The 15,133-nt window shown below is 37.8% G+C and carries 13 protein-coding genes; 10 read left to right on the top strand and 3 right to left on the bottom strand.

From position 1 onward, the window contains the following. Window positions 1-29: 29 nt before the first annotated feature. Together DB895_RS05245 and DB895_RS05240 are read left to right on the top strand one after the other, a co-directional pair. A complete protein-coding gene (locus DB895_RS05245) occupies window positions 30-833 on the top strand; it encodes an NYN domain-containing protein (protein WP_116724318.1) in 804 nt (267 codons plus the stop codon). Between the two features lie 250 nt (window positions 834-1,083). Further along, window positions 1,084-2,013 carry a T9SS type A sorting domain-containing protein gene (locus DB895_RS05240; RefSeq protein WP_116724317.1) on the top strand — a complete coding sequence of 310 codons (930 nt, stop codon included), beginning with the start codon at window positions 1,084-1,086 and terminating at the stop codon, window positions 2,011-2,013. 647 nt (window positions 2,014-2,660) lie between these two features. On the opposite strand, the gene DB895_RS14250 is transcribed toward DB895_RS05240, so the two are convergent. Then, window positions 2,661-2,822 (bottom strand): hypothetical protein, encoded by a 162-nt coding sequence (locus tag DB895_RS14250; RefSeq protein ID WP_166426935.1) that lies wholly within the window; start codon window positions 2,820-2,822, stop codon window positions 2,661-2,663. Window positions 2,823-3,090: 268 nt separating this feature from the next. Between DB895_RS14250 and DB895_RS05235 the strand changes: the two genes are divergently transcribed. From DB895_RS05235 to DB895_RS05220, 4 genes are all read left to right on the top strand, one after another. Beyond that, on the top strand, window positions 3,091-3,663 hold the full coding sequence (locus DB895_RS05235; protein ID WP_116724316.1) for a non-canonical purine NTP diphosphatase: 573 nt from the start codon (window positions 3,091-3,093) through the stop codon (window positions 3,661-3,663). A 100-nt stretch (window positions 3,664-3,763) separates the two neighbouring features. After that, window positions 3,764-5,677 carry a DEAD/DEAH box helicase gene (locus DB895_RS05230; RefSeq protein ID WP_116724315.1) on the top strand — a complete coding sequence of 638 codons (1,914 nt, stop codon included), beginning with the start codon at window positions 3,764-3,766 and terminating at the stop codon, window positions 5,675-5,677. 87 nt (window positions 5,678-5,764) lie between these two features. Next, on the top strand, window positions 5,765-6,529 hold the full coding sequence (locus DB895_RS05225; RefSeq protein ID WP_116724314.1) for a carboxypeptidase-like regulatory domain-containing protein: 765 nt from the start codon (window positions 5,765-5,767) through the stop codon (window positions 6,527-6,529). A gap of 238 nt (window positions 6,530-6,767) precedes the next feature. Continuing rightward, window positions 6,768-7,331 carry a DUF4256 domain-containing protein gene (locus DB895_RS05220; RefSeq protein WP_116724313.1) on the top strand — a complete coding sequence of 188 codons (564 nt, stop codon included), beginning with the start codon at window positions 6,768-6,770 and terminating at the stop codon, window positions 7,329-7,331. A gap of 106 nt (window positions 7,332-7,437) precedes the next feature. Here DB895_RS05220 and DB895_RS05215 read toward each other — a convergent pair whose 3' ends face one another. Beyond that, window positions 7,438-8,094 (bottom strand): TrmH family RNA methyltransferase, encoded by a 657-nt coding sequence (locus tag DB895_RS05215; protein ID WP_116724312.1) that lies wholly within the window; start codon window positions 8,092-8,094, stop codon window positions 7,438-7,440. Window positions 8,095-8,188: 94 nt separating this feature from the next. Between DB895_RS05215 and DB895_RS05210 the strand changes: the two genes are divergently transcribed. The 4 genes from DB895_RS05210 to DB895_RS05195 all read left to right on the top strand — a co-directional run bounded on the left by DB895_RS05210 (window position 8,189) and on the right by DB895_RS05195 (window position 13,568). After that, on the top strand, window positions 8,189-8,881 hold the full coding sequence (locus tag DB895_RS05210; protein WP_116724311.1) for an SIR2 family NAD-dependent protein deacylase: 693 nt from the start codon (window positions 8,189-8,191) through the stop codon (window positions 8,879-8,881). 67 nt (window positions 8,882-8,948) lie between these two features. Beyond that, window positions 8,949-10,295, top strand: a complete 1,347-nt coding sequence (gene purB / locus DB895_RS05205) for an adenylosuccinate lyase (protein ID WP_116724310.1) — start codon at window positions 8,949-8,951, stop codon at window positions 10,293-10,295. 29 nt (window positions 10,296-10,324) lie between these two features. Continuing rightward, window positions 10,325-11,122, top strand: a complete 798-nt coding sequence (locus DB895_RS05200) for a polysaccharide deacetylase family protein (protein ID WP_116724309.1) — start codon at window positions 10,325-10,327, stop codon at window positions 11,120-11,122. 205 nt (window positions 11,123-11,327) lie between these two features. After that, window positions 11,328-13,568: a cation:proton antiporter gene (locus tag DB895_RS05195; RefSeq protein ID WP_116724308.1), complete on the top strand. Its 2,241-nt coding sequence runs from the start codon at window positions 11,328-11,330 to the stop codon at window positions 13,566-13,568. Window positions 13,569-13,628: 60 nt separating this feature from the next. On the opposite strand, the gene guaB is transcribed toward DB895_RS05195, so the two are convergent. Next, window positions 13,629-15,101, bottom strand: a complete 1,473-nt coding sequence (gene guaB, locus DB895_RS05190) for an IMP dehydrogenase (RefSeq protein WP_116724307.1) — start codon at window positions 15,099-15,101, stop codon at window positions 13,629-13,631. Window positions 15,102-15,133: the final 32 nt, after the last annotated feature.

The raw sequence follows: 15,133 nt of genomic DNA, 5'->3' as shown, positions 1-15,133 counted from the left end.
ATCTTTGAAGACATTTCAATTCTAAATCCATGGAAGAAAACGCAAAAGAATTAAAACTCGCCGTACTTATTGATGCAGACAACGTTCCCTACAGCAATGTAAAAGGCATGATGGAAGAAATTGCCAAGTACGGAACGCCAACTACCAAACGCATCTATGCCGATTGGACCAAACCCAACGCCGGAGGTTGGAAAAGTGTTCTTTTAGAGCATGCCATTACTCCAATCCAGCAATACAGTTATACGGTTGGTAAAAATTCCTCCGATTCAGCCATGATTATCGACGCGATGGATTTGCTGTATTCTGAAAAAGTGGACGGTTTTTGCATTGTTTCCAGTGATAGTGATTTTACCCGTTTGGCAATCCGTTTAAGAGAATCCGGTATGAAAGTGATTGGAATTGGAGAAAAGAAAACACCGAATCCCTTTATTGTTGCTTGCGATCGATTTATTTATATTGAGGTTTTAGAAGGCGCCATCAAAAAGACCCGAGCAATAGCGAACGGGCAAAGCAAAATACCAAAACCTACTGCCATAATTCCAACTGACACCAAAAAACCGGTAGAGAAAGAAATCGCTGCAAAAATAGATTTACAAACCATAGAATTGATTGAATCTACTATAGAAGCCATTGGCGATGATGATGGTTGGGCATTCTTAGGCGACGTGGGAAATCTCATCGTTAAGAAAAAACCAGAATTCGATCCCCGAAATTACGGCTTTGCAAAACTGACTCCCATGCTAAAATCCCTAACTGATATCCTTGAAATCGACGAAAGATATTCCGATAAGAAGGGAATAAAACACGTCTATGTGAGACTTAAATTTAGTTAAAAACAATTTTATTGAACAAATCACATATCTGTTATTCCGATTCCAAAGTATGAAATTTGAATCATTCCTTTCAATAAAATGTACTGTTTTCTAACATTCAACCCTCTGCAAATAAATGATTACAATTCTAATGCTCAATTCTAATGTCGTTCATCGTTTCTTTCAAACAGAACATCCAATTTTGGATGAGAGTTCAATTTCAATCCAAATAAAAGAAGTATATTAGCACAACACTTTAAAAATCAGAATCATGAAGACAAAGTACACTATTTTAACGGCGGTTGCCATTACGCTATTATTTTCATTCAACTCCTGGGCACAAACAACCATCGCCCAATGGAATTTTAATGGCACATCGAACGCCACAGTATCGGGAGGAGAAACTTCGCCTAATGCTTCCATTGGAACAGGAACGGCGCTATTGGTTGGAGGCGCCACTGGCGTTACTCCTTTCCCTGCAGGAAATTCAACAGCTGGAACTTTGGAAACAGCCGCAGTCAATACTAATTTTGCGTGGCAAACCATTGGCTACGCACCTTCGGGAACCGACAATAAATTGAGAGGGGTACAATTTAACGTAAGTACTGTGGGGCAGACTGGAATAATTTTTAAATTTGAACAACGATTAAGCAATTCATCTAACAATACCTATGCGGTACAATATACTACAGACCGAACTGCTGGAACCCCTATTTGGGTAGACAAACAAATATTTACGTTCACTCCGGCCGCAACAGGAACGGGAGATACGTGGTATAATGGAAGGATTGTTGACGCATCTGCCATTACGGCTTTAGACAACAATCCCAATGTGGCTTTTAGAATAGTTAGTGCTTTTGACCCTGTTGTAGGAGATTATGTAGCATCAAAATCAACAACGGTATATTCCGCAGGTACTGGAGGCACCGTTCGTTATGACATGGTAACCATTACTAGCAATACCACTTTAGCCGTTTCCCAATTCGAAACAAATAAAAATGCTTTTACTGTTTATCCTAATCCTTCTAATAAAGAGGTGGTACATTTTAACCAAGTTCAGGACATTAAAGTTTTTGATGTACTTGGAAAATTAGTTTTGAATGCCAAAAACGCTTCTTCAATAGACACAAAATCATTTGCAAATGGCATCTATATTATCAAAACCGCTACCGGAATCACCAAAAAATTAGTCGTGAAATAATTTGTTTATTCAGACCCAATGCTTAATGTAAGCATCTTTTACATCTTCTTCGCTGGATGCTTTTTGTAGTTTTTCGTAGAGGGTCATATCAATTGGTCAGTTGTGAATTATAAATTGTTCAGAAACAAATATAATTGTGTGTTATGAACGGTGAATGCCGATTTTTTGGAGAAAAACGCCATGTATGACGTCACTTAGGGTCAAATTTGACGCATGGGACGTCAAATTTGGGGTTGCGAACGTCAAATTTGACGTTTGAAACTGTATCTAAAATCTTTGGGGCATAGGAGCCCTTGTCTTAGAGTTGCAGCCACAAAAAAAGGAGGTCTTGTTACAGACCTCCCCTTGTAGATTTTGATTTACTGGTATCGACTTGAACTTTATGGGTTCATCCGACTTTCCAAATAAGCTTCTCTTTGCAGAGGAACATATTCAGATAATAAACCAAAACAACACTCAAATGTACGATTATTTTTTATTCAAAATACTATAATTCAACACTTTAAATAATATTTAACAGGCCCGAGTCAAATCCAAAAGCAAGCCGTTTATTTTTAAAATAGTGCCGTTCATTTATCAAATTAAAACGAAATCTAAAAAAATCACTTCCTAAATTAGAGTTTTAGCCACAAAAAAAAGGAGGACCTTTATAGTCCTCCAGTTGTAGGTTTTGATTTACCATTATCAAACTGATACTTTTCACTCGTATAGCTGACTATTGAATTGTCATATCCAATGTTTTTCACGTAGATTGACAGACTCAAGTAATTAATCAAAACCACATTCAAATGTACGAATAAATAAATCATATCTTATTTATTTATAGCATTTTAACTCATTTTTAACCGTTGATTTTCAAATTTTTAAAAGTTGATTCTCCTTAGTTCCACTTAAACTGTTATGCACAAGTCATTCTTTAAATTTAAAACAAAAACAGCTACCTTTGCCCTAAAAAAATCTTGATGAAATCGCCACTAACAATCAGTTTGTTGCAAACAAAAAACCAATAAATAAAAGGCGGTAACACTTGCCTTTCGGCAGACTGGTATTCCTTAAAAAAACAAATAGTATCTAGATATGAAACTCGTATTCGCCACCAACAATAAAAACAAAATCCTCGAAGTGCAAAGTATGCTCCCCGACTCCATCCAAATTATCAGTTTGGAAAGCATTGGCTGTTTGGAGGAAATTCCGGAAACGGCAGAAACAATAGAAGAAAATGCGATCATGAAGGCCAATTATGTTACCGAGAACTACGGTTACGATTGCTTTGCCGATGATACCGGGCTTGAAGTCGAAATATTAAATGGAGCCCCCGGAGTGTATTCCGCCAGATATGCCGGAGAACAGCGCAATGCCGAGGACAACATGGACAAATTGCTTGAAAATCTCGAAAACCAAACCAACAGAAACGCCCAATTCAAAACCGTAATTGCCCTAAACCGCAACGGAAAACAACACCTTTTCACGGGAATTGCCCAGGGCGAAATTACCTTAGAAAAATCAGGAAATCAGGGTTTTGGCTATGATCCCATCTTCAAACCCGAAGGGTATGACGTCACTTTTGCACAGATTTCCCTCGAAGAAAAGAGCCGAATCAGCCATCGGGGCAAGGCAGCGGAACAACTTATCACCTACCTAAAAAACTAACTTTCTGATTTTCAATTATTAATAAATTAATAAATCTGAATTTTACGTTAGATTATCTCATTTATTCGCCGTACTTTTGCACCAAATTTTAAAAACTTATATGAACAAATTTGAACAATTAGGATTGAGTGAATCGTTACTGCGTGCGATTATCGATCTAGGATTTGAGAATCCGACCGAAGTACAGGAGAAAGCGATTCCCCTATTATTGGAACAAGACACAGATTTAGTTGCGTTGGCTCAAACAGGGACAGGGAAAACGGCAGCTTTTGGTTTTCCAGTCATCCAAAAAATTGATGCCAACAACAGAAATACACAGGCGTTAATTTTATCACCTACCCGCGAACTATGTTTGCAAATTACAAACGAGATTAAAAACTACTCTAAATACGAAAAAGGTATTAACGTAGTGGCAGTTTATGGTGGGGCAAGTATCACGGATCAAGCCAGAGACATTAAAAGAGGTGCGCAAGTAATTGTAGCCACTCCAGGTAGAATGCAAGACATGATTAACAGAGGATTGGTAAACATTTCCCAAATCAACTATTGTATTCTTGACGAAGCAGATGAAATGTTGAACATGGGATTCTATGAAGACATCGTAAACATCCTATCAACAACTCCTGACGAAAAGAACACTTGGTTGTTTTCTGCAACCATGCCGGCTGAAGTGTCCCGAATTGCAAAACAATTCATGCACAACCCAATTGAAATTACAGTTGGTGCTAAAAACTCCGGTTCGGCTACCGTTTCCCACGAATTTTATCTAGTAAATGCAAGAGATCGTTACGAAGCATTGAAACGTTTAGCAGATGCCAATCCAGACATTTTCTCCGTAGTTTTCTGTAGAACAAAACGCGACACCCAACAGGTTGCCGAGAAATTAATCGAAGACGGTTATAATGCAGCGGCTTTACACGGAGATTTATCTCAGGCGCAACGGGATTCTGTAATGAAATCGTTCCGTGGAAGACAAATCCAAATGCTTGTGGCTACTGATGTGGCCGCTCGTGGAATTGACGTTGATAACATTACTCACGTAGTAAACTATCAATTGCCTGACGAAATAGAAACCTACAACCACCGTTCAGGCCGTACCGGTCGTGCTGGAAAATTAGGGACTTCTATTGTGATTGTAACCAAAAGCGAAATCCGTAAGATTTCTGCTATCGAGAGAATCATCAAACAAAAATTCGAAGAAAAAACGATTCCATCCGGAATTGAAATCTGCGAAATCCAATTATTGCACCTTGCCAACAAGATTAAGGATACTGAAGTTGATCACGAAATTGACAACTATCTTCCGGCTATCAACAGCGTTCTGGAAGGTTTGTCGAAAGAGGAATTAATCAAGAAAATGGTTTCTGTTGAATTCAACAGATTCATCAATTACTACAAGAAAACAAGAGATTTGTCTTCTCAATCTTCAGGTTCTGAAAGACGTGATGATAGAGATGGCGCACCAAGAGAAAGCAACAATGGCGGAGCAGTTCGTTACTTTGTGAACATTGGTTCCAGAGACAATTTCGACTGGATGTCCTTGAAAGATTACTTAAAAGAAACATTGGACTTAGGTCGTGATGATGTTTTCAAAGTAGACGTAAAAGAAGGTTTCTCTTTCTTTAACACTGATCCGGAACATTCCGATAAAGTGATGGAAGTATTGAATAACGTTCAATTAGAAGGACGCAGAATCAATGTGGAAATTTCTAAAAACGACGGTGGCGGAAGACGCGATCACAACGGAAGAAGTTCTGGTGGAGGTTTCAGTGGCGGAAGAAGTTCTGGTGGCGGTGGTTTTAGAGGCGAAAGAAGTTCTGCTCCAAGAAGCGGAGGTTTTGGTCCAAGAACCGAAAGAAGTTCTGCTCCCCGTGAAGGTGGTTTTGGCGGAAGAAGCGAATCTAGAAGTTCATCAGCAGCACCAAGACGTGAAGGTGGTTTCTCAGAAAGAGCACCAAGACGTTCTGAAAGTTCTTCTGATACACCAAGAGAAAGAAGACCAAGAAAAAGCTAATACTTTTAGTTAATTTTCTTATAATTATAGAAAAGACTACTCAATATCTTATCGTGTTTTATTACTTTTAAACTTTTAAAACACGACATGAGATATTTAGTAGTCTTCTTTTTTTTATTTGTTTCGCTTAACGCTTTCTCACAAGCAGTAATTCCACAGAAAATTTCAGGAACCATTCAAAATGATCAAACATTACTTCCTATATCTAATGTAAACATCATCAACCTCAATAAATCCAGAGGGACAAATACCAATGAAAAAGGATTCTTCGAAATTGAAGCTAGCGTAAACGACACCTTACACATTTCCTTCATCGGGTTCCAATCCATAAAAATCAGGGTTACTAACGATTGGATCAAAAGCAAGACAACAAAAATCCAGTTGACCGAAAAAGCAATTGCACTAGAAGAGATTAATATCATGCCGTATAATTTGACGGGCTATCTTGAAGTAGATTCCAAATTAATTCCATCAAGAGAGAATTATCGGTATAGCATTTCCGGTTTGCAGCAAGGTTATGAAGCGGGTGAATATTCTCCAAATGCTTTTGGCAGAGTCATGGGTTCCATTTTTAATCCCGCCGATATGTTGTACAACTTTTTTGGCAAAAAACCAAAGGAACTCAAGCGGCTCAAAGACATGAAAAAAGACAACAATGTTCGTGCCTTACTGGAATCTAAATACGACAGAGAAATGGTAGCGGTGCTTCTTGGAATAGACAAGAAAGAAATTGCAGAAATCATGGAACGCTGCAATTATTCGGAAGCATTCGTAAAATCGGCCAACGATTTGCAAATTATGGATGCCATTAGCGAGTGCTATGAGCAATATAAGGTTTTGAAGAAGAAATAATAGTCTGATTAGAAAGATTTAAAAGGGTATCAAAAAGTAATGTCCCTACTTTTTTGGGTTATTAATATCTTTTTTAAAGCCATTTGTTTATAGTAACCAACAAAATACCTTTTTATATAAGGAACTTTTATTGTGGTTTTATCCTTTAGATTTACATTCCAATCAAATAAAATTAAGCTCACCTTAAGGTTTTAGACGAACTGACGTTGTAAGCAAATCAGAATAACATATAATAAAAATGGAAAATAAAAAGGAGTTGTCACCTGAACAACGTGAAGAACTATACAAAACATTAAAAGACCGTTTTGAGAAAAACAGGAACCGACATAAAGATTTTGAATGGGATAAAGTACAAGCAAAGCTGGAAGCTGATACTGAAAAACAATGGGCTCTCAATGAAATGGAAAGAACTGGTGGCGAACCTGATGTTGTGGATCAAGATAAAAAGACGGGTAAATACATTTTTTATGATTGTTCTACGGAAAGTCCTAAAGGCCGTAGAAGCGTTTGTTATGATCGAGAAGGACAGCAATCAAGAAAAGAACATAAACCCGCAAATAATGCCATAGACATGGCTACTGCCATGGGTATTGAACTTTTAACAGAAGAGCAATATCGGGAATTACAGAAACTTGGAAATTTCGATACAAAAACGTCCAGTTGGATGAAAACACCTTCTGATATTAGAAAACTCGGTGGTGCCCTCTTTGCTGATTTCCGTTACGGCAAAGTCTTTGTGTATCACAACACCGCATCCTCTTACTATGCCGTTAGGGCGTTCCGTGGCTCGCTAAGTGTATAAATATCTCGACAGACAGTTAATTTGAGAATGGATCACTTGAGAAAGATTTTACTAAAAGAATTGAATTGTACGAGGTATGAATAAGTCAAGCCACAGTTTACTAATTTCAAATTGTACTATAATACCGTTCCTCAATTCGTTTAATGTCTTTGATGGAATTCTTGGCCCAAGCCAAACGTTTCTCTAGAATTTCATCTTCGGATAAATGCCAATCAATGTTTGAATTCCGCAATCGGTTCGTTAAATTTTGAATGATGATTGCTGCCGAAACCGAAATATTCAAACTTTCAGTAAACCCCACCATCGGAATTTTAAGAAAACCATCGGCACGTTTCAAAATTTCCTCAGATAATCCATCCCTTTCGGTACCAAAAAACAAGGCACTGGGTTTGGAGATGTCGAAATCATCTAAGAAACAATCATTCTCGTGTGGTGTCGTGGCAATAATTTGGTAGCCTTTCGCTTTCAGCGTATCCACACAATCTGTAATACTGTCAAATGCATTGATGTCAACCCATTTTTGAGCCCCCATTGCAATTTCCTTATCGATACTTTTTCCGTAGCGCTGCTCAATCACGTTCAATTCCTGAATCCCAAAAACCTCGCAACTGCGCATCACCGCGCTGGTATTGTGCATTTGAAAAATATCCTCTACGGCAATGGTAAAATGATTCGTTCTGTTTTGTAGGACTTTCAAAAATTTCTCTTTGCGATTTTCGGTTAGGATATTTTCGAGAAAATTTAAGTAATCAATATCAATCATTTTGGATTATTTTTGGTAAAAATAGTAAAAAAGATTATTTTTATTATTCAAAATAATCTTTGAGCCTTTGTGACTTCGTGGCAAAAATAAAAATATGAAAAAGAAAATAGTAGTTTTAACTGGCGCAGGAATTAGTGCCGAAAGCGGTATCAAAACCTTCCGAGACAGCGACGGTCTTTGGGAAGGTTATAATGTTATGGATGTGGCAACGCCTGAAGGTTGGCTAAAAAATCCAGAAATGGTTCTCGATTTTTACAACCAAAGACGCCGTCAATTGCACGAAGTACAACCCAATTTAGGACATCAAATCTTGGCGGAATTAGAAAATGATTTCGACATCCATATTATTACCCAAAATGTCGATAATTTACACGAGAAAGCAGGAAGTTCGAATGTTTTGCATCTTCATGGCGAATTGCTTAAAGTGAGAAGTTCAATTAACAACAGCCCTATTCTGAATTGGAAAACTGATTTGAATTTGGGAGATTTAGACAACGAAGGAAACCAACTACGGCCTCATATTGTGTGGTTTGGCGAAGACGTTCCTGCTCTTGAAGAAGCTTTACAAATCACACAACAAGCCGATATTTTTGTCGTAATCGGAACTTCATTGCAGGTCTATCCCGCGGCTGGATTAATGGAATTTACAAATCCTGAAATCCCTGTATTTTATATTGACCCAAAACCCATTAAAATTCCGAATCTTAGAAATCCTGTTGAAGTGATTCCTGAAGTCGCTTCAAAAGGAATGTTAATCCTCAAAAAAAAGCTTTTATCCCTTTTTTAAAAAGTAATCCTTTTCACAATTGTTTCTAAAGGTTTATATTTGTGCCTTTCGAACCAACAACACAACAATGACTACTTTAAACGAATTAAATGCTATATCGCCAATTGATGGAAGATATAGAAGTAAGACTTATTCACTAGCACCTTTCTTCTCCGAAGAAGCTTTAATCAAATACCGCGTATTGGTTGAAATTGAATATTTCATCGCTTTATGCGAAGTGCCGCTGCCGCAACTAAAAGGAGTCAATCCCGAATTATTTGAAAGCCTGCGCAACATTTATAAAAATTTCTCTACCCAAGATGCCCTTTGGATCAAAGAAACCGAAAAAGTGACCAACCACGATGTAAAAGCGGTAGAATACTTTATTAAAGATGCTTTTGAAAAATTAGGCTTATCCCAATACAAAGAATTCATCCATTTTGGATTGACTTCTCAAGACATTAACAATACGGCGATTCCGCTTTCTACAAAGGAAGCTTTCGAAAAAGTCTATATGCCATCGCTTATCACGTTAACCTCTAAATTGAAAGATTTAAGTGTAGAATGGCGCGATATCCCAATGTTGGCCAGAACGCACGGACAGCCCGCTTCCCCTACTCGTCTAGGTAAAGAAATTGGTGTTTTTGTAGAACGTCTGGAAGAACAAATGCGCTTGTTGTTCAACATTCCGTTTGCTGCAAAATTTGGTGGAGCCACAGGAAATTATAATGCGCATCATGTAGCGTATCCGCAAATTGACTGGAGAAAATTTGGAGGTAAATTTGTGGAAGAAAACCTTGGGTTGCACCACTCCTTCCCTACGACGCAAATTGAACATTACGACCATTTCGCAGCATTTTTTGATGCGCTGAAAAGAATCAACACCATCATTATTGACTTGGATCGGGACATTTGGACCTATGTGTCCATGGAATATTTCAAACAAAAAATCAAAGCGGGAGAAATTGGTTCCTCAGCTATGCCACATAAAGTGAACCCGATTGATTTCGAAAATTCGGAAGGGAATTTGGGAATTGCCAATGCTATTTTCGAACATCTATCGGCTAAATTACCTTTATCCAGGTTGCAACGCGATTTAACAGACAGTACCGTTTTGAGAAATATTGGGGTTCCAATGGGACATACAATAATCGCTTTCGAGGCCACTTTAAAAGGATTAAACAAATTGTTGTTGAACGAATCCAAATTCCATGAAGATTTAGAGAAAAACTGGGCGGTTGTTGCCGAGGCTATCCAAACCATTTTACGTCGCGAAGGCTACCCAAATCCTTATGAGGCCCTAAAAGGATTGACCCGAACCAATGAAGCCATCGATAAAAATGCGATTCATGGATTTATTACGACTTTAGACGTTTCGGATCAAATTAAAGCCGAATTGATGCAAATCACTCCGAGTAATTTCTTGGGGATCTAAACCAATAAACTTGCAAAGTACAAATCAATATGAACAGACAAACATTTACACTCATATTGATTTGTACTTTTTTTATATTTTCTTGTGAAAACAGGAAACCTATTATAAAAAGCAAACCCAAAGATACTATTGCCGGAGTTGTATTAACTTTTGATGATGCAAGCGTCAATGAATGGTATCAGACTGATAAAATATTGAGTGCTTATTCTTGGAAGGCTACTTTTTGTGTTTCTAAAATAAATACCTTAAATCTTTCTGAAATAACCAAACTTTTGGAATTACAAAAAGAAGGTCATGAAATTGCGGGGCACGGTTTTCATCATTTTGATGCGCCAAAATTTGTTGCCAAAAATGGAATTGATACCTACATGAATCAGGAGATAAACCCGATGCTGGATTTAATGGATTTTTATTCCTTTAAAGTGACTTCTTTTGCCTATCCTTTTGGTTTTAGAAATGTCCAGATTGACAAAGCCCTTTTAAAAAAATTTAAAATTGTAAGAGGAACAACCTATGGAGCAGAAGATCCTTTTTTCCAGAATTGCTATTTTAATAACTCAAAATTAGTTTTTGCAATAGGTATCGATTTGGATCATCCCAATTTCAGCATTCCGTACCTTTTAAAATTACTAGATTATGCCAAACGGAAACATAAAATTCTGATCGTATTTGGACATAAACCAGTACTGAAAGTAACGGCTAATTATCAAACCAAAATGGAAACTTTAAAACTGATTTGTAATTATATCAAACAACACCATATGACATTTTATAGTTTATCTGAATTGAATAATTTAAAATATGACATCGTTTCATTGCAACAGTGAGGTTGAAATGTATTAATTTTATAAAAATACAAATGCTTCTGGCAATTTAGCCCAGACAGCAGTGAAAAGCCTCAACGGGAATAAATCATTTTTTCTTGCACTGGCAGAGCGACCAAAGGAAGCTCCTGCCAGAGGAATAGAAAAACGATTTATGACTGAGAGCTTGAAACGTAGGGCTGGAAGAGCTCCTGAAAAATAAAAATTTATGAATACAGCAGCAACAGTAAAAGAAGTATCACATCACTTGGAACCATTAATTAGCGATTTGGGATTGATCCTCATGACCGCAGGAATTGCCGTTTTATTGTTTAAAAAATTAAAACAGCCTTTAGTTTTAGGCTATTTGATTGCTGGTTTTTTAGCAGGCAATCACTTTGATTTTTTCCCTTCGGTCAAAGACATTAAGAGTGTGGAAGTTTGGGCAGAAATTGGAGTCATCTTTTTACTGTTTAGTTTGGGACTGGAATTCAGCTTCAAAAAGCTCATGAAAGTGGGCGGAACAGCCTCTATTACAGCCATTACCCAAATTATCATAATGATTTTTGTTGGTTTCCTTGTGGGACAATGGATGCATTGGTCTAAAATGGATAGTATCTTTCTGGGGGTGATTCTTTCCATTTCATCGACAACCATCATACTCAAAACGTTTGACGAGTTGGGCGTAAAAACGCAGAAGTTTGCCGGAATTGTTATCGGATCACTTATTGTTCAGGATATAGTAGCTATTTTAATGATGGTTTTACTTTCGACCATTGCGGTGAGTCAGCAATTTTCAGGAATGGAATTAATGAAGTCCGTATTAAAATTGTTCTTTTTCCTGACAATTTGGTTTGTAGGCGGAATCTTTTTTATTCCAACTTTACTCAAAAGAGCGAAACATTTATTGACCGACGAGATGTTATTAATCATTTCGCTAGCCCTGTGTCTCATGATGGTAGGCCTTGCTGCCAATGTTGGTTTTTCCCCAGCGCTTGGTGCTTTTATTATGGGTTCTATTATTGCCGAAACTACACAAGCGGAACACATTGAACATTTGGTAAAACCGGTAAAAGATTTATTTGGTGCGGTATTCTTTGTGTCGGTGGGTATGCTAATCAATCCTCACACGTTATTTACCCACACGCTTCCGGTTGTAATCTTGACTTTTGTCACGATATTCGGACAGTCCATAAGCTCCACTATTGGCGCCTTGCTTTCAGGGCAACCTTTAAAACAATCCGTACAAACGGGAATGAGTTTGTCTCAAATTGGTGAATTTTCGTTTATCATAGCCTCATTGGGAATAACACTTCATGTAACTAGTGATTTTTTATATCCAATTGTAGTTGCAGTTTCGGCAGTAACAACGTTTACGACTCCTTTTATGGTTAAATTTTCAACACCTTTTTCAGAATTTCTCGCAAGGCAATTACCCCGAAGATGGATTAAACGAATCGAACGGTACAGTGCTAATACTCAAGCCATAAAATCCGTGAACAATTGGCAGATTGTAATAAACAGTTATTCCACCCAACTGATTGTGCTTTCAGCAATTATTTTTGCGGCTATTCTACTGTCTTCCAAATATATTTTGCCTCTAGTGGAAAGTTTCAGATATGGAAATGCGTTAGGCGCATTAATCACTTTAGTAGTTGTTTCTCCTTTTTTATGGGCATTGTCCTTTCGTCGTTTTGCAGCAAAGGAAGTCACCATTTTGATAGAAGAACGTAAATATAGAGGGCCAATAGTCATGATGTTCTTATTTCGGCTAGTACTTTCGGTATTTCTTATTGGGTTTCTGTTGAATATTTTCTTTTCCCCAATAATTGCGTTGATTGCATTGATTGGTGCCATAGCCGTATATATTATATTTCAAAAACGGTTGAATGCACAATACCACAAAATTGAAAACCATTTCTTGAAAAATTTAAATGACCGAGAAATCACCAAAATCAAAAGAAATCGAAGCAGTTTATCGCCTTGGGACGAGCACATGGCCTTTTTTGATATTGCGGCAGCATCAAATCTTGCCGGAAAAACATTAGAAGAATTACAAATCAGAGAACAACTAGGCATTAACATTGCCTCTATAAAGCGGGGGGAAATCATGATTAATATCCCAAAAGCAAATGAACGGCTATTTCCTGGAGATGAAATTTGTGTAATAGGAACTGACATTCAAGTTAAAGAATTCAAAACCTATTTGGATCAACATGAAATGGATGCACCAGACACTTTTACCGAACCTGAAATTGTTTTGAGACAAATAGAATTGAAGAACGAATCCTATGTCGGGAAAAGCATTCGGGACTCCAAATTACGGGAACGGACACGTGGACTAGTTGTTGGTGTAGAGAAAAAAGGAAAACGAATCCTGAATCCCGAATCCAATATGATTTTAGAAAAAGACGATATCCTTTGGATTGTGGGCGATAAAAAATTATTGGCCGATTTGGTTCATAATTAGAAATCAAAAAAGGTGTAAGAACTTAAACTTACACCTTTTTATTATCCCTAGGCTAAAAATCTATCTCGAATAATTTGGAGCTTCTTTTGTTATTGTCACATTATGCGGGTGACTTTCTGTGATTCCGCTCGAAGTAATCCGAACAAATCGTCCTGTTTCCTGTAATGTTGGAATATCTTTAGAACCGCAATAGCCCATTCCGGCACGAAGCCCACCAATAAACTGTTGCATACTTTCTTCCAATTCGCCTTTATAAGGCACACGTCCCACAATTCCCTCGGGAACTAGTTTCTTCACGTCATCTTCCACATCTTGAAAATATCGATCTTTAGAACCACCTTCCATCGCTTCAACTGAACCCATTCCGCGATAGGATTTGAATTTTCTTCCTTCAAAAATAATGGTTTCTCCCGGAGATTCCTTGGTCCCGGCTAAAAGAGAGCCTAGCATCACACAATCAGCACCTGCTGCAATCGCTTTAGGAATATCTCCTGTATAACGAATTCCACCATCAGCGATAACGGGAACGCCTGTACCTTTTAATGCTGCAGCAACTTCAAGAACTGCGGAAAACTGCGGAAAACCAACACCTGCTACAACACGAGTGGTACAAATAGAACCAGGTCCAATTCCTACCTTCACACCATCTGCCCCATTTTCTACAAGAAATTTGGCTGCTTCAGGGGTAGCTATATTTCCAACAATAACATCTATTTGAGGAAAATTACTTTTAACCAATTTCAACACATCAACAACCCCTTGCGTATGACCGTGAGCGGTATCAATAATAATGGCATCTACTCCTGCTTTTACTAGGGCTTCCGCTCTTTGTACCGCATCCGCTGTAACACCAATGGCTGCCGCAACGCGCAAACGACCGTAAATATCTTTGTTGGCAATTGGTTTTTGAGTCAGTTTTGTAATATCTCTAAAAGTGATTAATCCAACCAATTTATTTTCGGCATTCACAACGGGAAGTTTTTCAATTTTGTTTCCTTGCAAAACCACTTCGGCCTGTTCTAAGGAAGTTCCTTCGGCTACCGTAACCAAATTTTCGCTAGTCATGACCTCAATAATAGGCCTGCCATTGTTTTTTTCGAAACGCAAATCTCGATTGGTGACAATTCCTTTTAATATTTGATTTTCATCTACAATTGGAATTCCACCAATTCCAAATTCTTTCATCGCATTTTTAGCATCGGCAACAGTTGAAGTCAACGGCAAAGTTACCGGATCAATAATCATTCCCGATTCGGCCCGTTTTACCCTGCGTACTTTGGCTGCTTGTTGCTCTATTGTCATGTTTTTATGCAAAACACCTATTCCGCCTTCTTGTGCCATGGCAATAGCCATCGAACTTTCTGTAACGGTATCCATAGCTGCGGATACAATTGGAACATTAAGGGTGATATTTCTGGAGAATTTGGATTGAATACTCACTTCTCGTGGAAGTACATTAGAGTAATTAGGAACCAAGAGTACATCATCGTAAGTTAATCCTTCGCCGATAATCTTAGAATTGTGTGCGATCATTGCAATTTGTAGTTGTAGTTAAATTGCGTGCA

The organism is Flavobacterium psychrotolerans (genome assembly GCF_003097635.1).
GTDB classification, from domain to species: domain Bacteria; phylum Bacteroidota; class Bacteroidia; order Flavobacteriales; family Flavobacteriaceae; genus Flavobacterium; species Flavobacterium psychrotolerans.
The sequence above is the reverse complement of the archived record's forward strand: the minus strand, read 5'-3'. Positions and strand labels throughout refer to the sequence as shown.

Bases quoted from the DNA above. Each gene is read 5' to 3' on its own strand.
- DB895_RS05245 (WP_116724318.1), top strand. From the start codon at position 30: ATGGAAGAAAACGCAAAAGAATTAAAACTCGCCGTACTTATTGATGCA.
- DB895_RS05240 (WP_116724317.1), top strand. From the start codon at position 1,084: ATGAAGACAAAGTACACTATTTTAACGGCGGTTGCCATTACGCTATTA.
- DB895_RS14250 (WP_166426935.1), bottom strand. From the start codon at position 2,822: ATGATTTATTTATTCGTACATTTGAATGTGGTTTTGATTAATTACTTG.
- DB895_RS05235 (WP_116724316.1), top strand. From the start codon at position 3,091: ATGAAACTCGTATTCGCCACCAACAATAAAAACAAAATCCTCGAAGTG.
- DB895_RS05230 (WP_116724315.1), top strand. From the start codon at position 3,764: ATGAACAAATTTGAACAATTAGGATTGAGTGAATCGTTACTGCGTGCG.
- DB895_RS05225 (WP_116724314.1), top strand. From the start codon at position 5,765: ATGAGATATTTAGTAGTCTTCTTTTTTTTATTTGTTTCGCTTAACGCT.
- DB895_RS05220 (WP_116724313.1), top strand. From the start codon at position 6,768: ATGGAAAATAAAAAGGAGTTGTCACCTGAACAACGTGAAGAACTATAC.
- DB895_RS05215 (WP_116724312.1), bottom strand. From the start codon at position 8,094: ATGATTGATATTGATTACTTAAATTTTCTCGAAAATATCCTAACCGAA.
- DB895_RS05210 (WP_116724311.1), top strand. From the start codon at position 8,189: ATGAAAAAGAAAATAGTAGTTTTAACTGGCGCAGGAATTAGTGCCGAA.
- purB (WP_116724310.1), top strand. From the start codon at position 8,949: ATGACTACTTTAAACGAATTAAATGCTATATCGCCAATTGATGGAAGA.
- DB895_RS05200 (WP_116724309.1), top strand. From the start codon at position 10,325: ATGAACAGACAAACATTTACACTCATATTGATTTGTACTTTTTTTATA.
- DB895_RS05195 (WP_116724308.1), top strand. From the start codon at position 11,328: ATGAATACAGCAGCAACAGTAAAAGAAGTATCACATCACTTGGAACCA.
- guaB (WP_116724307.1), bottom strand. From the start codon at position 15,101: ATGATCGCACACAATTCTAAGATTATCGGCGAAGGATTAACTTACGAT.